This window comes from Sinorhizobium garamanticum (assembly GCF_029892065.1).
Taxonomy (GTDB): Bacteria; Pseudomonadota; Alphaproteobacteria; order Rhizobiales; family Rhizobiaceae; genus Sinorhizobium; species Sinorhizobium garamanticum.
In genome coordinates, this window is record NZ_CP120375.1 from 502,217 (window position 1) to 524,580 (window position 22,364).

The 22,364-nt window shown below is 55.8% G+C and carries 14 protein-coding genes and 5 pseudogenes; 16 read left to right on the plus strand and 3 right to left on the minus strand.

Annotated elements, in window-relative coordinates; genetic code table 11:
* The first annotated feature begins 67 nt into the window (after positions 1-67).
* The 9 genes and pseudogenes from PZN02_RS31550 (at position 68) to virG (ending at position 8,853) form a co-directional block, all read left to right on the plus strand.
* The gene (locus tag PZN02_RS31550) at positions 68-955 is read left to right on the plus strand and encodes a type IV secretion system protein (protein ID WP_280663468.1); all 888 of its coding nucleotides are present in this window, start codon (positions 68-70) and stop codon (positions 953-955) included.
* A gap of 33 nt (positions 956-988) precedes the next feature.
* Positions 989-1,156: a type IV secretion system lipoprotein VirB7 gene (locus PZN02_RS31555; protein ID WP_194732549.1), complete on the plus strand. Its 168-nt coding sequence runs from the start codon at positions 989-991 to the stop codon at positions 1,154-1,156.
* Positions 1,143-1,856: a type IV secretion system protein VirB8 gene (locus PZN02_RS31560; protein ID WP_280663469.1), complete on the plus strand. Its 714-nt coding sequence runs from the start codon at positions 1,143-1,145 to the stop codon at positions 1,854-1,856. Before PZN02_RS31555 ends, PZN02_RS31560 begins: the two co-directional genes overlap by 14 nt.
* The gene (locus tag PZN02_RS31565; protein WP_280663470.1) at positions 1,853-2,734 is read left to right on the plus strand and encodes a P-type conjugative transfer protein VirB9; all 882 of its coding nucleotides are present in this window, start codon (positions 1,853-1,855) and stop codon (positions 2,732-2,734) included. The genes PZN02_RS31560 and PZN02_RS31565 overlap by 4 nt, the downstream gene beginning before the upstream one ends.
* Positions 2,731-3,855 (plus strand): type IV secretion system protein VirB10, encoded by a 1,125-nt coding sequence (gene virB10 / locus PZN02_RS31570; protein WP_280663471.1) that lies wholly within the window; start codon positions 2,731-2,733, stop codon positions 3,853-3,855. Before PZN02_RS31565 ends, virB10 begins: the two co-directional genes overlap by 4 nt.
* Before the next feature lie 38 nt (positions 3,856-3,893).
* Complete coding sequence (virB11, locus tag PZN02_RS31575) at positions 3,894-4,934, plus strand: P-type DNA transfer ATPase VirB11 (RefSeq protein WP_280663472.1); 1,041 nt, start codon at positions 3,894-3,896, stop codon at positions 4,932-4,934.
* 21 nt (positions 4,935-4,955) lie between these two features.
* Positions 4,956-6,501: pseudogene (locus PZN02_RS31580) on the plus strand (ISL3 family transposase).
* A 596-nt stretch (positions 6,502-7,097) separates the two neighbouring features.
* A pseudogene (locus tag PZN02_RS31585) lies at positions 7,098-8,079 on the plus strand (adenylyl-sulfate kinase); the annotation flags it as partial.
* Positions 8,080-8,127: 48 nt separating this feature from the next.
* A complete protein-coding gene (virG, locus tag PZN02_RS31590) occupies positions 8,128-8,853 on the plus strand; it encodes a two-component system response regulator VirG (RefSeq protein WP_280663790.1) in 726 nt (241 codons plus the stop codon).
* 481 nt (positions 8,854-9,334) lie between these two features.
* On the opposite strand, the gene virD4 is transcribed toward virG, so the two are convergent.
* Positions 9,335-11,044, minus strand: coding sequence for a type IV secretion system ATPase VirD4 (gene virD4, locus PZN02_RS31595; RefSeq protein WP_280663473.1), 1,710 nt, complete (start codon positions 11,042-11,044; stop codon positions 9,335-9,337).
* A gap of 612 nt (positions 11,045-11,656) precedes the next feature.
* Here virD4 and PZN02_RS31600 point away from each other — a divergent pair.
* On the plus strand, positions 11,657-12,550 hold the full coding sequence (locus tag PZN02_RS31600; RefSeq protein ID WP_280663474.1) for a hypothetical protein: 894 nt from the start codon (positions 11,657-11,659) through the stop codon (positions 12,548-12,550).
* A gap of 250 nt (positions 12,551-12,800) precedes the next feature.
* On the opposite strand, the pseudogene PZN02_RS31605 reads toward PZN02_RS31600, so the two are convergent.
* Positions 12,801-13,449 (minus strand): annotated as a pseudogene (locus PZN02_RS31605) (IS701 family transposase); the annotation flags it as partial.
* Positions 13,450-13,807: 358 nt separating this feature from the next.
* Here PZN02_RS31605 and PZN02_RS31610 point away from each other — a divergent pair.
* The 6 genes and pseudogenes from PZN02_RS31610 (at position 13,808) to PZN02_RS31630 (ending at position 19,592) form a co-directional block, all read left to right on the plus strand.
* Entirely contained in the window at positions 13,808-15,580 is a 1,773-nt protein-coding gene (locus PZN02_RS31610) for a two-component system VirA-like sensor kinase (RefSeq protein WP_280663475.1), read from the plus strand.
* Positions 15,580-15,666: pseudogene (locus PZN02_RS32400) on the plus strand (hypothetical protein); the annotation flags it as partial. The gene PZN02_RS31610 and the pseudogene PZN02_RS32400, both read left to right, overlap by 1 nt.
* A pseudogene (locus tag PZN02_RS31615) lies at positions 15,651-15,815 on the plus strand (hypothetical protein); the annotation flags it as partial. The pseudogenes PZN02_RS32400 and PZN02_RS31615, both read left to right, overlap by 16 nt.
* 699 nt (positions 15,816-16,514) lie before the next feature.
* Positions 16,515-16,730, plus strand: a complete 216-nt coding sequence (locus tag PZN02_RS31620) for a hypothetical protein (protein ID WP_280663476.1) — start codon at positions 16,515-16,517, stop codon at positions 16,728-16,730.
* Between the two features lie 964 nt (positions 16,731-17,694).
* Positions 17,695-18,429 carry a response regulator transcription factor gene (locus tag PZN02_RS31625; protein ID WP_280663477.1) on the plus strand — a complete coding sequence of 245 codons (735 nt, stop codon included), beginning with the start codon at positions 17,695-17,697 and terminating at the stop codon, positions 18,427-18,429.
* A gap of 11 nt (positions 18,430-18,440) precedes the next feature.
* Entirely contained in the window at positions 18,441-19,592 is a 1,152-nt protein-coding gene (locus PZN02_RS31630; protein ID WP_280663478.1) for an EAL domain-containing response regulator, read from the plus strand.
* Between the two features lie 89 nt (positions 19,593-19,681).
* On the opposite strand, the gene PZN02_RS31635 is transcribed toward PZN02_RS31630, so the two are convergent.
* Entirely contained in the window at positions 19,682-22,000 is a 2,319-nt protein-coding gene (locus tag PZN02_RS31635) for a PAS domain S-box protein (RefSeq protein ID WP_342394740.1), read from the minus strand.
* Positions 22,001-22,364: the final 364 nt, after the last annotated feature.

Below are 22,364 nucleotides of genomic sequence, written 5' to 3' on the forward strand. Positions count from 1 at the left end.
AATGCGGCTCAGATAAGAGTTCAACTCCGCCCAACTGCGGTGGAACGACCCAATTCAGGTTGGAGCGATGAAATTCTCAATTTCTGCGCCGTTTACGGCTATACATACGGTCTTCGATAGTGCCTTTACACTCGCACTGAACTCAGTGCTCGAAAAGATCCAGAGCGCAGTCAATGCGCCTCTGGTGGCGTGCGTCACGCTTTGGATCATAGTCCAGGGCATTCTGGTGATGCGCGGCGAAGTCGATGCTCGTGGTGGGATCATGAAGATCATCAAAGTGTCGATCGTTGTCTCCCTTGTCTTGGGGCAGGCGAACTATCATGTTTACGTAGTCTCATTCTTTGAGAATACAATTCCGGGCTTCGTTCACAAGGTCAGCGGCAGCAATATTCCGCTGATTAATATTCCGCAAAAGCTTGACATAATGTTTGCTCTAAGCCAGGTCGCCTTTCAGAAGATTGCGTCCGAAATCGGACCAATGAACAGCCAAGACATTCTCGCCTTTGAAGGCGCACAGTGGGTTTTCTACGGTGCGCTTTGGGTAGCGTTCGAGATCTATGACGCCTGTGGGATTCTTACCAAGGTACTCTTAGCGATCGGGCCGCTGATCCTGATAGGCTATCTCTTTGATCACACCCGCGACATGGCTTCCAAATGGGTCGGCCAGCTCCTCTCCTACGGGCTGCTGCTTCTCCTGTTGAACATGGTGGCGACTATAGTCATCGCTACGGAATTAGCGGGTCTCGCAATAATGCTCGCGGTGATCAACAATGCGGGCACGACGGCAGCCAAGATTATCGGGCTTTACGAACTCGACATGCTCTTTCTAGCTGGTGACGCCCTGATCGTCGCGCTTCCGGTGATTGCCGGCAATATTGCAGGTGCCTATTGGCCAGGCTCAAATAAATCTCCCAGCAGCCTCAACCGCCAATTGGCCCAAGTTGCGCGCCGTTAAACGCAATGATAATGAAACTAGTAGGTTGACTGCATGAAGTATTGTTCTTTGGTTTTATTCCTCGCTTTGGCCGCTTGCAAGACAAGTGATACACTGGCGACCTGCAAGGGTGCTGCGTTTCAGCTGAATGTGGAGCGATGGCAACCCACGGCATCGGATCTTCAGTTCGAATGTGCGGGAGAACCTAATGAAGGGCGCTGAACATGCTCTCCTGGTGGAGCGAGAAGCGCTTTCCGCGCACTACAGGGAAGTAGAGGCGTTCCAAACGTCACGTGCGAAGTCGGCGCGGCGTCTTTCCAAGATTCTTGTGGTCATTGCGGCGGCCGCAGTTCTTGGAAATATCGCGCAAGCCTTCACTATCGCCACTATGGTTCCGCTGGCCAAGCTCGTGCCTGTGTATCTCTGGGTACGAGCGGATGGAACCGTTGACAGCGAAGTATCCGTGTCGCGACTGCCCGCAACGCAAGAGCAGGCCGTTATCAACGCTTCACTCTGGCAATATGTCCGTCTGCGTGAGGGCTATACAGCGGACACAGCTCAATACGCCTATGATCTCGTATCGAGTTTCAGCGCACCATCTGTGCGCCAGGAATATCAGCAATTCTTCAATTACCCTAATCCGACGTCGCCACAGGTCACAATCGGTGAGGGGGGGAGACTAGATGTCGAGCACTTCTCCTCAAGTGATATTGCGCCGGGCGTCCAGCAGATTCGCTACAAACGAACGCTCATCATGGATGGCCAGAGGCCGGTCGTGAGTACTTGGACCGCAACCATCCGTTATGAAAAGGTGACAAGCCTGTCCGGTGAATCGAGACTGTCCAATCCAGGGGGGCTGACTGTTACCTCCTACCAGGCCGCGGAAGACACGGTATCGAACGAGGGGCTTAGCGAGCCATGACAACAAGGACCTTTTTCACAATAATCTGTTTGCTTTCCTTAGCGATAAGCGCGCATGCGGAAGACACCCCTGCAGCCGGCAAACTAGATCCGCGCATGCGCTATCTGGCCTACAATCCCGACCAAGTGGTCCGCCTGTCGACCGCTGTCGGGGCCACTTTAGTTGTTACATTCGGTGCCAACGAGACCGTAACAGCTGTCGCCGTTTCTAATAGCAAAGATCTGGCAGCCCTTCCTCGCGGCCACTATCTCTTTTTCAAGGCAAGCCAAGCCCTCCCGCCGCAGCCTGTCGTCGTGCTGACCGCGAGCGAGGCAGGTACCCGACGATATGTCTTCAGTATCTCCACCAAGACCATGTCTCGGCTCAACAAAGAGCAGCCTGACCTCTATTACAGTGTACAATTCGTCTATCCTGTCGACGAAGCAGCTGCTCGGCAAAAGGAAGTAGAAAGGTTGTCGATTGTCGATCGGCTCCGAGCGAAAGCGCAGTATCAACAGAGGGCTCAGGATTTATTGGATCAGCCGGCCGGAATCGCCGATCCCGGATCCAACAATTTCCATTACGTCGCACAGGGCGACCGTTCGCTCACGCCGTTGGAGGTTTTTGATAACGGAGTAAGTACTGTATTCCGTTTTCCAGGTAATGTGCGCATTCCCTCCATCTACAGGATCAATCCGGACGGCAAGGAAGCCGCCGCCAATTATTCGGTCAAAGGAGACTATGTCGAGGTTTCTGCAGTTGCCCGTGAATGGCGTCTGAGAGATGGCCGTACAGTATTAGGCATTTGGAATAGCGCATACGATCCCATTGGACGAAAGCCGGGCACCGGTACAGTGAGACATGATGTGTGGCGCGTTCTGAAGGGGGCAAGTCGATGAACGACGCCGATCCACAAACCCGGCACGACGTAGATGCAGCCGGATCCCTGGTCTCTGAGCCAACTCGCCGGCGCCTTTCGGGACCGCAGAAGTTGATGATTGCAAGCGTTATTGTGGCATCATCACTATCCCTAATCTGGGTTGGCGGACTCTCAAAGAGAGAAGTGGAATCCCCTGCGCCTCAAACAACAGTTTTCACCAACACCGAGCCCTTTCGTCCGGCACCGATTGAGGATGCTCCTGATCGTTCAGCACCCCCGCCGGCTGAGCAGCCGGCAGTTCCTCCGCCGGCACAGAGCTCCTCGGAAGCAACTGATCCGCAGGCCGAGCAATCGCCTATTTTTGCCTATGAAAGTGGTGAGCAACCCGCGGACATCGGTCACACTCGCGAAGACAAAGAGGATTCCACCTCGGAAAAGTATGCCTCTATGCTCGCGGACGAAGCTTCAGTCGATAATGACCTATCAAAGCGGATGAAAGCAGGTGTGCAGGAGCCAAGCCGGGCCACACTCTTGCCGCACCCTGACTTCATGATTACGCAAGGAACGATCATTCCCTGCATTTTACAAACAGCGATCGATACAAGTTTGCCTGGCTATGTAAAGTGCGTCCTACCCCAAGACGTCCGTGGGGCGACGAACAACGTCGTGCTTCTAGATCGCGGAACAACCGTCATCGGCGAGATTCAGCAGGGTCTTCAGCAGGGCGATGCGCGCGTCTTTGTGATCTGGAACCGGGCCGAAACACCGAATCATGCCGTGGTGTCGCTCGTGTCACCGGGCGCTGATGAACTCGGCCGCTCCGGCATGCCTGGCACGGTGGACAATCATTTCTGGCAACGTTTCGGAGGGGCAATGCTCTTGAGCGTCGTCCAAGGTGCGTTCCAGACCGCCAGTCAATACACAGAAAGCTCCGGCGGACCTAACCTCAACAGCTTTCAAAACAATGGGGCACAAGCCGCCGACACGGCGCTTAAAGCAACGATCAACATTCCGCCAACCCTGAAGAAGAACCAGGGGGACGCAGTGTCAATATTCGTGGCTCGGGATCTTGATTTCTCAGATATATACGAGCTTCGCACGACCAATGCGACAACGAGAGCGCGCAATCGACGGCCCTAGCCCAAGCAGTCCAACGACAATGAAGATTGGAGACTTGAATGCAAGCGGAGGCACATACCCAATTGCGTTTCCTCCTCAAACCTGTTTTGAAATGGCTTGAGGACCCCAGGACCGAAGAGGTCGCGATTAATAGACCTGGGCAGGCTTTCGTCCGCCAGGCTGGCGCGTATACGAAATATCCTTCACCTCTCACCTACGACGATCTCGAAGATATCGCGATCTTGGCGGGAGCGCTACGAAAACAAGATGTTGGACCACGAAACCCTCTCTGCGCCACCGAGTTGCCGGACGGAGAGCGGCTACAGATTTGTTTGCCGCCCGCAGTGCCGTCAGGTACAGTCAGCCTGACAATCCGGCGCCCATCCTCTCGCGTTTCGGAACTCAAGGAAGTTTCATCTCGCTATGACGCTTCACGCTGGAATCAATGGCGGTTGCGCAAGGAGCGCCAAGGTCAACAGGATGAACAGATCCTTGAGTACTACGCCCGCGGCAATTTGGAAGAATTCCTGCACGCGTGCGTGACTGGGCGGCTGACGATACTACTTTGCGGCCACACGGGTAGCGGCAAGACGACGATGAGCAAGACTTTGATCAACGCCATTCCGCCGCAGGAAAGGCTGATCACTATTGAAGACACGCTCGAGCTCGCAATTCCGCATGAGAATCATGTCAGGCTACTTTATTCGAAGGATGGGGCAGGTTTAGGTGGCGTAACCGCGGAACAGCTTCTACAAGCTAGTCTCCGCATGCGGCCGGACCGCATACTGCTCGGCGAGATGCGCGACGATGCCGCTTGGGCATATCTCAGCGAAGTTGTTTCTGGCCATCCAGGATCAATCTCCACTATTCACGGAGCCGATCCCGTCCAAGGTTTCAAGAAGCTCTTTTCGCTTGTCAAGAGCAGCCCGCAAGGAGCTGCCATAGAAGACCTCACGCTGATTGATATGCTGTCGGCGGCCATCGATGTCATTGTGCCGTTTCGAAGCTATGGTGACGTCTATGAAGTTGGCGAGATTTGGCTGGCGGCCGACGCGCGCCGACGCGGAGAGACAGTGGCTGGTCTTCTGAAGCAGCATTAGGTTCATTCTACAACAGCTTCGATCCCATCCTACTCAGCGCGTCGCGCTTCTGATTTCTTCATCGCCGAACGCATCACCCACATTGACGATGAAACTTGCATCTTGCTTTCCCGAGCCGGCGCTACCGCGGCGTGTCCGGCATGCGGACGCATGTCACGAACGGTTCGAAGTCGCTATTGCCGCCAGGTCGCGGACCTTCCCCTCTCTGGGAAACGCGTCAGGCTGCTCGTGCAGACAAGAAGATTCGCGGGTGATGCCGTGCTTTGTGGGAGACAGATATTCGCCGAGCGGTTCGGCGGTGTACTGCCGCCTTACGCCAGACGAACCGGACGCCTCGAGCATGTTGTCCGTCACTTGGCTCTCGCGCTTGGTGGACGCCCGGCGGCCCGTTTGCCCAGCGCCTGATGCTTCCCGTCAGCAACGACACCTTGCTAAGCGTCATCCGCAGGCAAGGCCTCCGCCATCAGCCCCACCCTCGGTGATTGGCATCGATGATTGGGCCTGGCGTCGCAATTATCGCTACGGCACGATCGTGTGTGATCTGGAACGGCGGCGGCCGGTCAGTCTGCTGCCAGACCGCGAGCCAGCGACGGCGGAGGCTTGGCTGCGGCAGAACCCCCAAATCCAAATCGTTGCTCGCGACCGTGGCGGCGCTTACGGGCTGGCGGCCGCAAGGGCGTTGCCTGATGCGGTGCAGGTCGCTGATCGATGGCATTTGATGGAGAATGCCAGCCGTGCATTCCTGGACGCGGTCCGCAAATCGATGCGGCAAATCCGCAAGACGCTCGGCGCAACGCGCGTCGATCCAAAGCTGCTGACTGCGGCCGAACGCCTTCAATACGAAGGCTATCTCCGACGGGAACAGACCAACGCGGCCATCATGGCGCTGGCAAAGGACGGCATGACGATCAAGGAAATCGTGCGCCGCACCGGTCATAGCCGCGGCTTGGTCCGCCAGGTGCTCAGAGGGCAACGAAACGATGTCTTTCGGTCCCGAGAAAGTTCGTTGGAACTGTATCTCGAATGGCTCGACGTGCAATGGGGTGCCGGCAAGCGGAACGGCACTGAGCTATGGCGGCTTTTGAGAACACAGGGCTTTCGCGGTTCGCGCCGGGTCGTGAGTGAATGGGCCACACGGCGGAAGCGGGCCGACAAGGCGGATGCGGAATCGTTGACCCGCACTCCCTCCGCCAGGACGATTGCTCGCCTCTTAACAACCAACAGAGACAACCTGACGAAATCCGAAACCGGCACCATCGCCGCGATCGAAAGCGGCGTCCCCTTGCTCATAACGGCTCGCGATATCATTACCGACTTCCATCTGATGGTTCGGCGCAAAATGGAAACCCAGCTCATGCCGTGGATCGACCGCGCCCGAGACAGTCTGGTCGCCTCCTTTGGCAACGGCGTAGCGAAAGACATTCAGGCGGTCCGGGCGGCGATCGTCTCACCATGGTCCAATGGGCAAACCGAAGGGCAGATCACCAAGCTCAAGCTGGTAAAACGCCAAATGTACAAACGCGGAAAGCTCGATCTTCTTCAAGCCCGGCTGATCGGTGCGACATGAAAGTAATGCACCAATTCTGCGTCAGAGCCCAAATTTGCATGCCGAAACACAGATAAGATCATGTGGTGCGGTAATACTTGTAAGCGGCAGGGAGCCGAGTCTGGCGGAAGCGTTAGTGGTTCGAATATCGGTAGCGCACGTTGTGAGCCGATGTGAGCTTCTATGTCTGCACCTGGTTCTGGAACTTTTCTATTCGGTGTCCTGAGGTCAAGCTCTATAGAGCCTTTCACTTTCACTGATTGACCGCCAACATCAGCATCAACGTCATCTCATCAACGGTCATCCGTACGCATGGGCGACATCCATAGCGTAGATGATCGTTATCCAAACAATCAACTTTACCGGTCTCGCTGCTTCCTATTAGACAGCGCCAGAAGATAACGAAATCAAGGTGCTGCCAGGGAAGCTTTTCCGGAGGGATGGGTTCGAATTTCGATCGTGTCGCCGCTTACTGGGCTCGACCATCCACTCACAGTCAGGATTGGACGTCCCAATCGGACGTGCCTGGCGCTTTCGATCGTGCTGGGGTGGAAACAACAACAAGCCGGAGCCCCGTCTACTGCCTGACCTCTACCGTTATCTCGCGTTCGATGTGGTCGGGCGTCAAGGAGATCGGCACTCATAACGAGAACCTCGTGAGCGCGGGGGAGGGCGAGGCCTGCACCTTCGTCATTGCAGACGAGGTGAAGGCTTCGTGCGGTAACATGCTCGTCGCGCCCGCTTCGAGACCTTTACTGACAGATCAGTTCGCGTTGCATGTCATCTGGTCCGATGCCAATCCGACGCTCCTCTGGCGAAGCTGTATTCTGCGGGCGAAAACGGACAGTGCCAGCGCCACTGTCACCGCGCTCAAGCAACAAATGGACGTCAACACCTTCATGCGCGAGGCAGCGAAATTGCTGCAGATGAACAAAGTCGGTTTCTGCAACATCTCGACGCGCGTGCCGATCGCGTTCGACTCCTACAAGGATAAGCTGGCGACCGGTAACTTAGTATTCGTCGACCGGGTGACCAGCGCAACGGTCGGAGCCCCGCTAATTGATTTCCCGCTCCGGCGTCGACAACGCCCTTTGGCAGGCGATGGACGTGAACAAAGGTGCGCGCGCAACGATGCAGAGCCAGCGCCCTGCTGTCCTGTCGTTCACCGGACTTTCCGACCTCGGCAGGGCGATCGCAAATGCACTCGATCGGCTCCTGCCCGACGGCGGCAAATACACGCTTCCGGTCGACAGCGACAACTTAGACCACGGCTTCAATCAGGAGTAGGCTTCACCGACGCCGATCGCGTCGAGGAGACTCGGCGCGTCGCGGAAGTCTGCCAAGCTCATGGGCGTGCGGGACCGATCAACCTGCAATTCTTCATGTCGCCGTTCCGCGGCAAACGGCGCATACGCGAGCTGCTGCAGAAAGGGGAGTTCATCGAAATTTTAGTCGATACGCCGTTGGAAGAATGCGCGCGCAGTGATCCGAAGGGTCTCGAGGAAAAGCGCCTGCCAGTAGATCCCGAACTCTACCGGTGTCTCGTCCTACGAAATCCCCGACAATCCGGAACTACACCTGAAAGCAATCGGCGACGATCGATTGATTAGAGGTTTGCAAGCCGGTTCAAGATTGAAAGGTGAGCAATTGAAACACGTTCTTGTCATCGATGACGATATCGCCATGCGGCACCTCATTGTCGAGTATCTGACGACGCATGCCTTCAAGGTAACCGCAGTAAGCGATAGTGGGCAGCTCCATCGCGTGCTCTCGTGCGAGCCGGTTGATCTCGTGGTTCTTGATCTTAATTTGGGTCGCGAAGATGGACTGGACATCATCCGCAATTTGACGAGAAAATCGGATATTCCGATCATTATCATCAGCGGGGACCGTCTTGAGGAGGCCGAAAAAGTTGTTGCACTGGAACTCGGAGCAACTGATTTCGTTCCCAAGCCGTTTGGAATGCGAGAATTCTTGGCCCGCATTCGAGTAGCATTGCGGCAGCGGCCCATCATCCCACGGACAAAAGATCGGCGTTCATTTCATTTTGCCGGTTGGACGCTTAATCTTAAGCAACGCCGACTGATCTCTGAACAGAGCGGCGAACTCAAGCTGACCGCAGGTGAGTTCAATCTCTTAGTCGCCTTCTTGGAAAAACCACGCGACGTTTTATCCAGGGAACAGCTTCTGCTTGCGAGCCGAGTACGTGGAGAAGAGGTGTATGACCGAAGTGTTGACGTCCTCATCCTGCGCTTGCGCCGAAAGCTTGAGGCGGATCCGGCCAACCCTCGTCTGATCAAAACGTCCCGGGGTGCAGGCTATTTCTTCGACGCTGATGTGGATATTCACTACGGGGGCACATTGGCCGCTTGATCAGTAGTCCTTACAGCCGTCGGTGTTGTGCGCGAGCCGCTGCGCGCTTCGTGCGGTCACCCGAGACGGGTGTGTAGGTAGTTTCTAGGGTAGGCGCAGTAACCCCGCTCGGACGATGAATTCACGCTTGTTGACTTTTGGATGCAGAAAATTAGGCAGCCAACACACTTCTTAGTCGCTGATCGTCCAGCCGCCGAAAAAGCAAAACCCCTCTTGAGCTACAGCATTGGCTCGAGGACAGGCAGCCGCCCGTGGTAGGCATATCTTCGCACCTGGAAACGGTTGTTTTCTGGAGATACTTGGTGACCCCTGAGCAAGGGTCCCCTGCAGCAGGTCGTCATCGATGCAAGCCGCCTTTATCGTAGTGGTATGTCTTAGCGCCGTCAGCGCCCACCTTATCGCATGAAGTAGGGGTTCGTTCTGTCGCATCCCGCGGGAAGCGCTCAGCCGCCCCTCAGTCGCGCTTTGCGGAGTATGCTGGTCAACAGTCGTTGAAGCTCGAATTTGCGCCCAGCTTCCCTTCTGCAATCATCAAGGGTACCGGCTCCGGAAGGTCGCCTGTCTGACTTTCAAAGATGCGCTTCAGCGCGCGATCGGAATAATATCGTACCTTTTGCAGTTGCAATGGTGGCTGGCCCTTAATGAGAACGATCTCGTATTTGTCAGGAAGCAGTCGCACCTGTTCGGGCCTTAATAGGAGTGCTCCTTGATCTGAATTCTGAATATTGCGATCGAACATTCGGCTTTGGTTGTAGGAAGTGGATCGTGCTCGAAACGTATATTCACCGATGGCTTTCGAAATATAAACCGGTGTCTCGTCATCGGCTGTTGCCATGAAGACCTGCACACCAGTATTGCTGAGGAAGTTTTGCTTGCCAGCCTCGTCGTAGGTTCCGGTCAGCGCCGAGAGACTTTGGATTATGAGCATAAAACGGCCCTTGTAGCCCGCAATCGTCGTGATGGCCGTCTCGATCGCCTCCAGCCTACCCAGGTGCTTGAATTCATCGAGCAGGAATAGCACCTCGTGCTTCTCGTCCTTGCCAGGCAGCGAGCGTTGCAGAATTGAAACGACCTGCTGGAAAAGCAGGCGCATCAGAGGGGCGACCACCTCAAGATCGTTCGGGCTGACGCAAAGATAAACGCAAGTCCTGCGACGTCGCAGATCGTAGATTGAGAAGTCCGATCGGCTTGTCGCCGCTTTAACCAGCGGGTCCGCCCATAAGTTGAGCCCGCCATCCCCCAGCACAGAAGTGTAGGAGGTTAGGATTTTTGTATCATTACCTGCCATGTCATCGAAGATCCGCTGAGCCTCCTTATTCCGGGTCTCCTCCGCGAGGCGCGCAAAGAGGCTATATTTCTCCCCTGGCTGAGCAAAGAGGTCGTAGACGGCCCCGATCGTTGGCGTGCCGCGCTCGATGCAGGCAAGAATGCCGGCGACAAAAAGATCTCGTGCGCCGTTGATGAAACCTTCCGCGCCTTGTCCCTTGGCCGTAATGAGGTTCGCCGCCAGGCGACGCGCTTCGGTGAACTGCCGCTCTGGCGACATTGCCATGATATCCAATAGAGGATTGTAGCAACTCGTCCGTCGCTCTGGGTCTAGCGGCGCCAATTTAAACACGCTGTCGCCACGCGCTTTGCGAGCCCTAGAGGTGAGTTCAAAAAGCTCGCCCTTAACGTCGAGGGCTATCACTGAGCCTTTGAACGTAAGTAGCGTTGGAATGACAATGCCCACGCCTTTTCCCGCGCGCGTCGGCGCAACGATGAGGCTGTGAGGCTGCTCGCTATTGGTCAGGTAATAGTCAGACCAAAAACGAGCACTCGTCTTCCCAAACACTGGACCACTGATGCGATTGTACCGCTGAAGATAACCTGCACGCCGCATTTCATCCACGCGAGCCCAGCGCGCGGTGCCGTGATGTTGCCGATTGCGTCCGGGTACCATCTGCTGCATTAGCAGAATGGTTCCGGACGTTAAGACGACGACAGCCAAACCCCGATAGAAGGAGAGGGTTGTGTAGCCCAGATAGAAAGGCGTCTCATACCAAAAAGCGAAGATGTCAAACGTCAACAAAGCCCTTCCGTCAAATCCGTAACGGAATGTTGAGTACATGCTTGCTCCACAAAAACCTGCAGCCAGTGAACACACGATACTGACAGCTATGCTTAAAGGCCTAGTTTCGTTTGAAATCATCAGTCTATCGTATCGTTCGATTGGTAGTAAAATGCCGCGTCCTCACGGCATAGAACCCGTCATTAGGCGATGTTGCCACTCGTTAGCGGCGGCACCCAGAGAGCGGAAGATTCGGACCTGGCTGAGATACGCAATATCCAGAAATGGACTAAAACGCCACGCCGCGAAAATCATAATCGAGTTAAAAGAGTATATTATTGTTACAGGTTCAATCGGATTAAAACACCTTTGTAACTTACCGAGGTTGCGGGCACTCGTCGTCTCGTTATCGATGACGTGAGTTGATGATCGCCGCGGCGTTGCGAACGCTTGAGATACGAGGGTGTTGGAAACCTCAGCGCGCCGTGGTGACAGGTTGTTCCGGCCAAGCAGAAGCTAAATCGCGGCTTGACCTGGCATGACGCCAAAGAAGACCGCAGTGCGCAAGCCGTATTGTTGCCAGATGCCGCGAAAGCGGCTTCGTTCAATTGAACAAGATGCTTCCGACTTCAAAGGATGCGCTCTGGAGCTGGAGAAGCCTCTCCAGCTTACAAATGTAACGCAATGTTGGTTTGGCAGACCAGGCTTCGATGGTACCCTCGTAGGGTAAAGAAATAACTTCGGAGTCCGACCATGGATCGCGATCAACGTGTACGTACAGGTGAAAGTTCGTCCCGTACCACCGGTGGCGTCACACGACTAACTGACCTGCCGACAGACGCACTTTCAGAAGTGGCGAAAGGTCTAACCCCTGATAACCCGCGCGAAGCGGCGATCAACCTTGCTCATTTTAGTTTAACGAGCCATGCGGTGCAAGGCGAGTTCGCGAGAGGCAACGCAGCGCAGTTTGAAGCGCGGCTCAATCGGCTCGGCACTTCATTTGCGGCTTTGTCCGAGAAGGCGCTGCCCGAATTGCCGGACGGTACTCCCGAGGCCAACTTTAATTTCGCATGCAGGCAAATTCCCGCGATCCAGCCACTACTAAAATTTTACGAGGCCAATGCGCAAACGGCAATAGTCGACCACGTCATCTCCAACGATGACAAATGGCATAAAGCCGCCGCGGCCGCCGTACTATCGACCAACCTGGGGGACTTTTATCATGATCATGATAGAAGGCGCATTATTGATCGAGCGCTGGCTTCTTTCGCGGACGATGAACCAGTAGTTCGCGACAACGGAGCCAGGGCCCTTATAAGGGGAAATGACTATTTGAACGCAGGCGACAAGGCGCAACTTGCCGCCATGTTTGACCATACTCCGGAGTTGGTCCCGCTTTATAACCAGTTGATGCAAGATCAGCAAGAGTGGTCCCACAGGCAGCCTGTACAGCCGCAGAGGTCAGTGGACAGGAGCATCGACGCAATTGAGGCTCAGGTCCAACGGCTCCCAGCAGGAGTCGGTTCATTGGAGCAAGCGAAGGCGATGCACGACGTCGCGAAATCCATCACTGAAACCTTTGATCGCGCGCGTGCGGAATTCATGGAATGCGGTAGAAGCAGGGGACGTTCAAGCTCGGGGCGATGAGTTCATTGGGAGCTTGCAGCCGCAGGTAGCCAAGCTTGGACACCACGGAGCGCCCGAACACCCGATGGGCGCTTCCCGGAAGCTCTCTAGCATTACAGTTGCATTTTAGTTCTCAGATGAGCTCGTCGCGCGGCCGCCTGATGGCGCGCCTCCAGCATGACCGTGCGATGACGTAGGCGGGGGTTTATGCGACGCTCGGCGAGCCTGAAGGCGAAATGCGCCGGACTTCCTGGATAGACGAGCGGATCCAAATCCTGATGGTCGGCATCCGCGGTCTTTTTTTTGGGGCGGCGCGTCATTGCGCGGTATCGGATCACCGTCATCAAGGAGGGGAGCATGACGAGGGAGCCGTGGCGATGCCAGCCATGCCATGACCGGCTTTCGTTGTGATCGAGTCCGAGCTCGTTCTTTGCGGTCTCGAAGCTGTCCTCGATCGCCCAGCGGTGGCCTTCAACGGAAACGAGCGTCTGGATGCCCGTCCAGACCGGGCACCATGTGGTGAAGAATGCGAGATCACCGTCGCTGACGTTGCGCCGGATCAGCAGGCCACGGGTCCAAAGTCCCGATTTCGTCTCCCTATATTCGTCGGCAGCGAGATCTGCGAGTTCGCAGTAGGCCCAGTTATGAGGCCGTGCGCCTTTCGTGCCCTCACCGGCGGAAAGACGCTGCCATGCTTTTGGATCGAGATCACGGGCGATCTCCTGAGCTGTGCCGGCGACCGGAGGCTTCCCCGACCAAGAGCCGAAATGGTGGTCCGACTTGACCCCAGCAACGTAGCCTTTGCAGGCTCGCCGCAGGGTTCTTTCGGCGTCCCCGACGCCAGACACCGCGTCTGCGGCTACCCTTGAAAACGGCACATCGGCTGCCACCGCACGCCGTATCACAGCCAAGCGCGGCTTGCCACTCGCTCCTGGTCGCTGCTCGCAGGTGAAGCGGCAGCTTGGGGCTTGCCGGTGCAGGTAGCTCTTGCGTTCCGCAGGATGACATCATCGAGATCGGAATGACTATGCCGGGCACCCTGAATCGCCGCGGATCGTAACCTCGGGCGATGTCGCAAAAACAATTCCGATTTCAAAGACGTGCTCTGGAGTTGGAGAAGCCCAGATTGCAAATGTAACGATTTATCGGTTTGGCACACCAGGCTTCGATAGTAGTAGCCTCGTGGGGCAATATACCTTCGGAGTTCGACTATGTTGAAAGTGCATCCCGCCTCTCTGGCCTTCAGACGGGCCACTGACCAATGCTCGAAGCGCGACTTTGGAAGGCCACGCCTTGTCAAAATCTGAGCGAGTGGACGGCATGATTTTCCTGGTCGCGCTTTCGATATTCCTTTGTGTTTCTGTAGTCGCTCTAATTTCAAGGTTGCGTCTGCAGACCAATCGGTTGGCAAGGCACTTGGAGTTTGAAGCGGCGATGAAGGAGATTGGGACTTGCTTTAGAGGTGGTGAAGCAAGTAAGGGGACGCTAACCTCCTCGACCCAAGCAGCACTTCGAGTTCTTCAGCGCTTTTTCAATGCTGATCAGTGCGCGCTGGCACTCTTGGACGTTCGCACGGGGGGGGAAGCTGAGTGTTTCGCCGCAACCACTCCTGGGCCTATCTGGAAGAATGCTCGGCTGCTTGAAATCGCCTCTCGTGCCAAGGGAGAGGAGAGGAAGCCAGTATTTGACATCGTTTCCGCGCGAAAAGTTCGCTCCGTTGGTGAGGGGATTTCTGGTCTTTGTCACATGCTCGCCTTGAAGGCTTCCGAGGAGCTAGTCGCGGTTTGTTGCCTTGTCTATGAGCGGGATCGTCCACGACCCTGTTCCAGTGAGCTCCAATTTCTTGAGAGCGCTACTGGTCGCGTCTGCAATTACCTAGATCTTCGACGTAAGGAGACGGAGCGTAATCTTCTGGAGAGGCAGTTGGAACATGCGGAGCGCCTAAAGACTGCCGGCACACTTGCAGGTGGCATCGCTCATGAATTCAACAACATCTTAGGTGCAATCATCGGCTATGCCGAGATGGCCCACAGTCTTCTGCGTCGCCCCTCGAGGACTCGAGGTTACATCGGCCAAATTATCTTGGCAGGCTACCGAGCGAGGCTGATCATTGACCAGACCCTCGCTTTAAGCCGAAATCGGGCGCGCATAGCCAAGCCCTTCAACCTCTCCGAGGTGGTTATGGATTTAGCTCCGTTGCTGCGCGTTGCGTGTCCTGCGGACGTAGAGCTGCACTTCAAAATTGACGAAAGACAGAAGGTAATCGAAGGGAGCCCATTGGAAATACAGCAGATCCTGATGAACCTCTGCAAGAATGCCTCGGAGGCTTTCTCGAATGAAGGCCGCATTGAGGTCAGCGTCTCTCACACTGTTGTTTCACAATCGAAGACACTTGCTCGCGGCACTTTACCAGCCGGAGACTATGTCCTCCTCTCCGTCTGTGATGACGGCGAAGGCATTGCTGAATCGGTGCTACCACATATTTTTGAGCCGTTTTTCACCACGCGCTCTCGTTCCGGCGGAACGGGACTGGGCCTCGCTGCGGTGCACGGCCATGTGGGCGCACTTGCAGGATACATTGACGTTGTCTCAAGGGTTGGGCGAGGTACGCACTTCAACATCTACTTACCGCGATCCCCGAAGGAGCCAGTCAGTATTGACACCTTTTTTGGACCTTGCAATACACCGTTTGGTAATGGAGAGATCGTCGCAGTAGTGGAGCCAGATCCAACGACGCTGGCGGCATTTGAGGACAAGATTGCCGCGTTGGGCTATGAGCCAGTCGGCTTCAGGACGTTCGAACGTCTTTGCGACTGGATCTTGGGGGGCAAAGCCGCCGATCTTATTGTGGCGGACCATTCGTCACTTCCCGGGCGACAACACGCTGACGAAGTGCGCGCCCCCCTCAAGACAGTGCCCGTTATCATCGTGGGAGCAACTAACCTTAATATGCCACTAGCGGCTGATGACGCGGCTTCCGCCCTTGCGCTGACTAAACCAGTGTCATCTAGGGTCCTGGCGCATGCAATTCGTACGATGATCAGGACCTGAAATTGAATGGCAAACTGAGACCGCTCGGCATCGCTGCGCTAGAGGATAAGATCGTCCAGCAGGCGGTGACGACGGTCCTGAATGCCTGATCAGCCTGTCCGATGGCGGTAAGGATGCAGATGTTGTGCGCGAATTCGACGTTGCCAAGGGTGAATTCGTAAAGGAGGGCTTCGTCCTGCCCGAAGGCAAGCAGTCGGTGACCTGGGTGGACGAGAACACCATGTATGTGACCCAAATTCGAGGGCTGGAAGTCATCGTTTCCCCTTCTGGCACCGACGCTCACATGCTCGCCTCCAAATTGGTCGCAGGAAGCTCCCCCGCAAAGACGTTGGCAATTATGGTCCAATCGGAAGAGACGGGGAGTGGGGTCGGGCATGCTTTGGCTATGCATTCTCCGCACCGCGAGAGTGGTGGAACAGCGGTTAATCCAGCGGATCCAATTGATGTTAGATCGATAGCAGTTCGCATGGAGTGTTCCAGTCTCCGACCTATGGCGGCCGTCGATGATGAACTCGAGGCAATAGTATCGGCTGCGATAACACGATACAGCCGTATTTTGAAAAGAGTTCCCGGCGCAGGTCATTATTCTGCGCCAGCACACGAGAGGCGGGTGCTCTGGCCGGGACTGCTGCGGAGATCTCGAAGCGGGTGATAGATCCGGAGCAGTCGGCAGGCTTTCCCGTTGTTCTGCCGAGCCTCGAAGTGGCGCGGGGTGTGTCAATCGGCACTGAACTTTTGCATGCCGGTTCACAACGTGGGCGACGTCCGACGGCGAGCCCCTCTTGAGGCGTTCGGTCGCCAACCACTGTTACCGCCAAGAATACCGCCTGGTGCGCGCAGGCCGTTGCCGATGGTTGAGCGGTCAGCCGGGTCAGCAAAGGAAAGGTGGGCCGTTGCTCGCACTCACTTTTGACCGCACCTTCCGGATCGTGGTGTGATTGACGATGTTGAGCTCGAACGAGGGCTTGGGCATATGTCGATTTCACAGCTTACGCCTAGGTCCAAAGATGAGGAGCCGGTGCGCCGGTTCGAGGTTTTCACGGGCAGCGGCCGACGGCGCGAGTTGAGCGACGACCGGAAGGCGCAGATTGTTGCGGAAAGCTATGAGCCGGGCGTCACGGTCTGCGCGGTGGGCGGCGTCATGGATTGACCTCTCAGCAGTTGTTCACCTGGCGTCGGCTCGCTCGGAAACCGCTCGATGCTTTGCCCGTCGCCGAGGACGTTCCGATGTTTGCGCCAGCGGTGCTGGATCGGCCCGCGAAGCCTGTAGCGAAAGAGCACGACTTGACGTCTACGAACGCCGCCGGGTCTCTCCTTCCGAAAACCCCGTGGACCGGTCAATTCCTCATCCCGATCTGTCCACCTCGAGCGGCGCACTCCACATCGGCTCTGATTGACGCGGATTTTTTGCCGGGAAACCAAGCGCGTCGCTCAGCGTAAGCTCCAATTCACTTCTTTTTACCCTTTTTAACATTTGCGAAGCCCCCAGTTAACCGCCGGCATGACACTACCGGGCCAGCTCTTCTCTCTCGCTAACGGCGTCTGAGAAGAGCGACTGTCTCAAAAACGGGTTACTGCTCATGGTTGTTGCCGCTCCTCGGAACCGCCTTCACTCGACCTACCTATCCCGAGTGGCCGCCGAAGCCAGAACACGACTGCGGCTAAAGAGAAGCTGCCATTTCTTGGTGCGCCTAGTCTATCCGGCCCGGGCTTTACGGAACCTGACGGTGGTCAAGGCTGCCGTTGTCGAAATATCTGAAAGCGGTGCCCGAATAAGAACAAACTATTCTGTGGTTCCGGATCACTTTTACATCGTGCTTGGAAACTACGACTACTTTATCGGAGCGACCGTATTTCACCGTTCGAAGAACGAAATTGAGGTGGAGTTCATCAAAGAGCAACCTTCGCGACTTGTTAACATTCTCTCGCGTGTCCAGTTTCCACTCGCGACTATCCATGATCTGAAGAGGGTTCTCGAGACCAATTGATACGCTTCCGCCTCACCTTTAGCCGATGTTGCGGCGCCAGGCGCGGCTGGCAGCTTTCCGTACGTGAGGGACCATTTCCGGAAATGTGGGCTTTATCAGGTTTGGCCTAACTGGGAGCCTGACGCATTGGATATCCTATTAATCGAAGACGACGATCTGGTGGCAAAGACGATCATCCACTGCTGGCCGGTGCCGGGAGACAATATTCGTTTGCTTTCAAGCTACAAGCAATGCCTGCGGACGATCCATAGTGCTGAAATTGACTTCTTCGACGGTGCGATCGTTGACGTAAATTTGCCGGACGGGAACGGGCTGGAGATACTCCGCACAGTCAGGAGGCACTCGGACATCCCTCTGATCTTGATTTCGGGGACAGGAAGCCCGGAGAGTCGGGCAACCGCCTTGGATGCGGGCGCCGACGACTATGTGATGAAGCCGTTTTCGGTTCGTGAACTTCAGGCGCGCCTTACGCGCGTTGTGGCAAAATCAGGGAGCATGCGCTTCGATGTTCCTCCGGGCGAGTTGGCGATTGGAAGCGTTAACTGTGATCTGGCCAGGAGAGCCTTAATGTGCGGCGGCAAAACGTTGCCCCTTACCGATCTCGAAGCACGGCTGCTGTCAGAACTCAACAGAAGCCGCGGACGGGCCTGTAGCAAATCGCAGCTTTCGAAGCACGCCTGCTTCAGGGAATATGACCCTGGCGACAAGACGGTGGATGTGTATATCTCCAGACTGAGAAGAAAGGTCGGAGAGTTGGATTCGAAGAGCGTGGAGTATCTGCAGACGGTCCGTGGCGTCGGATATCGTCTACTTACGTCAGTGGAGAGCAATCGTGCGCCAAACACGCCGACACTCAAGTGAGGAGGTTCGAAGTGAAAGCGGTGATTGTTGATGACGATGAGGAGATCTGCGAGCTTCTGGCATGCCAACTGCAGCTCCTGGGAGTCGAGGCGCGCGCGGTTGCAAGAGCCAGCGACGTGCTCGACACTGTGAAGCGGGAGAGCCCCGACATTGTGTTTGTCGACTTGTCTCTCGGCGATGCCGACGGAATTGATGTTTTTCATGTGCTCCGGGATATCGGGTTTTTGGGGGCTCTCGTTATAGTGAGCGGTCATCCTGATATCGTGCTTCGTCACGCGAGGGACGTAGCCCTCCGCGCGGGCTTGGACGCAAAGGCACCACTGAAAAAGCCGTTCCGGCTGCAAGATTTGAGAGGTGTTCTAGACGAGGCGAGGAGTGGCCCAGCGGCGAATCTGGCGCGCGTGTTGAAAATAGTTCCCGACGGGCTCTTGCGGGAGGGGCTTCAGAAGGATTGGATCGAATTCTGGTTTCAGCCGAAGGTTGAGCTCAAGACTGGCCTCATAAAGGGGGCAGAGTGCTTGGCTCGAATCAGACACCCGACCGCAGGTCTGCTCTTTCCCGGCCAGTTCTTGCCCTCGGCTGACGACAACGATCTTCATGAACTCGCCATCAGGGCGGCGAAGGCCGCGGCAAAAGCCGCAGCACTCGATTTACTTGATGGTGTCCCGCTCCGATTCTCGATAAACGTTTCCACCCGAAACATGAAGCAGCCGGCGTTGATTTTTCAACTAAAGAGAATTCGTGACGGTGCGGTTAGGCCCGTAGACCTGGTCCTGGAGATCACCGAAAGCGATCTTGGCGGTGATAGCTCCGTTTGCCAAGCGTTTGCGACACGCGCTGTCTTGCATGGCTTCAAGATTTCAATCGATGATTTTGGCTGCGGTTACGCCACCTTTGAACGGCTGCGGCACACACCCTTCTCTGAACTTAAATTGGATCGATCTGTCGTAGATGGATGTTCAGGCGACCGCTGTTTGAGAAATATCTGCGTCGCGACCATCCAGTTGGCTCACGGCTTTGACGCACTTGCAGTTGCGGAAGGCGTCGAGACGCAGGAGGATGCCGCCGTTCTTGCCGACATCGGCTGTGACATAGCGCAAGGTTATCTCTTTGCACCCGCATTGCCTCTGAAGGAATTTGCGGCATACGTTCGAGCCCCATGAAGCCCGTTACAGGACCAAAGTATTCACTCAAGTCCTAAGCTGTACCACCTGCTCCCGATGATATTGGTGAGCGCAAGTCCGAACTGCGTTCATAAACTGTCCCGTCCTCTCTTGCCATCGAGTATCAGGCGAATCTTGGCAGCCAGTTCCCTTGGTCGATAAGGCTTTTTGAGAAAGTGGAGCCCAGGATCGAGCCCACCTTGATGAGTTATGAAGTCCTCTGTGTATCCGGAAGTAAATAAAATGGGTATCTCCGGTCGAATCCGACGAGCTTCCTCCGCCAATTGACCTCCATTCAGACCACCTGGCATGATTACGTCGGTGAACAGAAGGTCGATGTCAGAGACCTCTCTCAGAATGTCCGAAGCCTCTTGACCGTTCCCGGCGGCAATGATCCGGTAGCCAAAATTTTCGAGCTGCGCGGCTACATAGCTCAAGACCAGCCCATTGTCCTCCACCAGAAGAATTTTCTCCGTTCCTTGAGGCACGACGGCCTTTTCCGGGCTCGATCTCGTCTCCTCCTCGCCCCGAACAGCTCTTGGAAGATAAATCTTGACTGTCGTTCCCCGGCCGGGCTCCGAGTAGATCTTGACGTGTCCATTCGACTGCTTGGCAAAACCAAAGACCATGCTGAGTCCGAGGCCGCTGCCCTTCCCAGTTTCCTTGGTTGTAAAGAACGGCTCGAAGGCGCGCGCGAGGATTTGGGGTTGCATCCCAATCCCCGTGTCGGAGATGGTCACTACTACGTATTGGCCGGGAGCAATCTCTGCGCCACAATCTGCATAGTTTTGATTGAGAGAGAGATTTCCGGTTTCGATCGTCAGTCGCCCGCCGCGAGGCATCGCATCGCGCGCATTGAGGCAAAGGTTCAGGATCGCAGTCTCGAGTCCGGAGGGATCGACAAGGGCATTCCAGAGGTCGGCTGATTGGATGAATTCGATTTCTATTTCCGCGGAAAGCGCCCGCCGCAGCAGACCGTCCATATCCTTCAGCAGCGAATTAAGATCGACCACTTGCGGCTCGAGAGCCTGCCGGCGGGCGAAGGCGAGCAGGCGGTGAACGAGATCAGCACCTCGTTGAGCGGCCGCTGATGTCATCTCTGCAAGGTGGCGAAGGCTCTTGTCCTCGCTCAGCCGTTCGGCGAGGACCTCCGCGTTGCCCAAGATGACCGTTAGAAGATTATTGAAGTCATGCGCGATGCCCCCCGTCAGCCGTCCCACTGCCTCAAGCTTTTGGGCTTGCCTCAGTTGCTCCTCTATCGCAAGCCGTCTCGTTATGTCCGAGTTAATCGAGAGAATGGAATGCGGACTAGCAGTACTGTCCCGCATCAGGGAACAGCGGGCCTCCACTGTAATGCAGCTCCCATCCCTGCGCCGTTGCGCGATCTCGCCAGTCCATTCCCCAGTATCCACGACAGCGGCGGCGTAAGCGAGGGAATTGAAGTCATCGCCATAAAGCAGCGGTCCAACCGATTGGCCGAGTGCTTCTTCCGCCGTCCACCCGTAGATTCGCTCTGCCCCCTTATTCCAAAACAGAATCCTATGGTCGATACCATGAACGATAATCGCATCCCGGGCCATGTCGAGAAGCGCCGCCTGATGGGCAAGCTTATCTTCCGCTTCCTTGCGTGCCGTAACGTCAGTCATGCCACCGACACATCGAACCGGCTTTCCCTGGCGGTCGTAGATGATGTATCCAGAATCCTCAACATACGCGATCGAGCCATCGCCACGAAAGAATCTGTATTGATCCTCCCATGTTTGTTCCCTCGAATCGAGCGCCGATTGCGTGGAACGCAACACACGCTCTAGGTCGTCCGGGTGAACATGTGTCTTCCAAAACTCCAGATTGCGACGACTCTCTTCAGGAGAGTGGCAAAATACTACCTTGAGGCCCTCGCTCCACCACATGGTGTCCGTAACAATGTTCCAATCCCAAATCACGTCAGCAGTTACGTTTGAGACTGCGCGAAACAACTCCTCGCTTTCACGAATCTTCTGTTCAGCAGCCAGGCGCTGAGTTACATCTAGGGCCATAATCAGCCTTGCATTTCGACCTTCGAAGTCGAAGGCATGGGACGATATCTCTACGAAGATGATCCGGCCGTCCTTGAGACAATGCCGGAAGACGCTTGGCTGCTCGACGCCAAGGCAGCCCTTGGCTACACTTTCCAACAAGTCTGGCACGTCTTCGCGGGGACGAATGTCCCTGATGGTCATCTTAAGGAAATCCTGCCGAGAGTAGCCGTAGTGGGCAACGGCAGCGTTGTTTACCATGAGGAAACGGAGCGTTTCGGTGTCGTACACCCACATTGGTTGTGGGTGAGAATCGAATAGCTGTACGTAGTGTGATTCACTTTGTAGCGGGGCGCTGCGACTATCATGGGTCATCATCGGGGGTTGTACCATCGCGATCGTCGAAGACCAAGACGATAGCTTGGCTCAGGGCTTCTTGATAAGGCGCTATTTTCGGCGAATTCGGTCTTTTTTCCGCTGGTCCCGCATCGATAGGGTCGATGACAGAGGAGCGAAACTTACGAAGAGCAAAGGGCCGCAGTCATTGACTTGCGCGAGGACCTAAGGCGCCTTGCCGGCGAGCCAGGTCGAAAGGATCGAAATGCTTCCTGCCTGAATACTGTCGCCTCATTGATAGAATCGTCAAAAGCCTATGAGGCGCTGCCGCCGACAGAACTTTGGTCTGACCACCGTACCGGAGTCTGACTCGTGGGCTCCACTCCGATCTCAAGAGTTTGCTAAGGACACCGCGCACGAT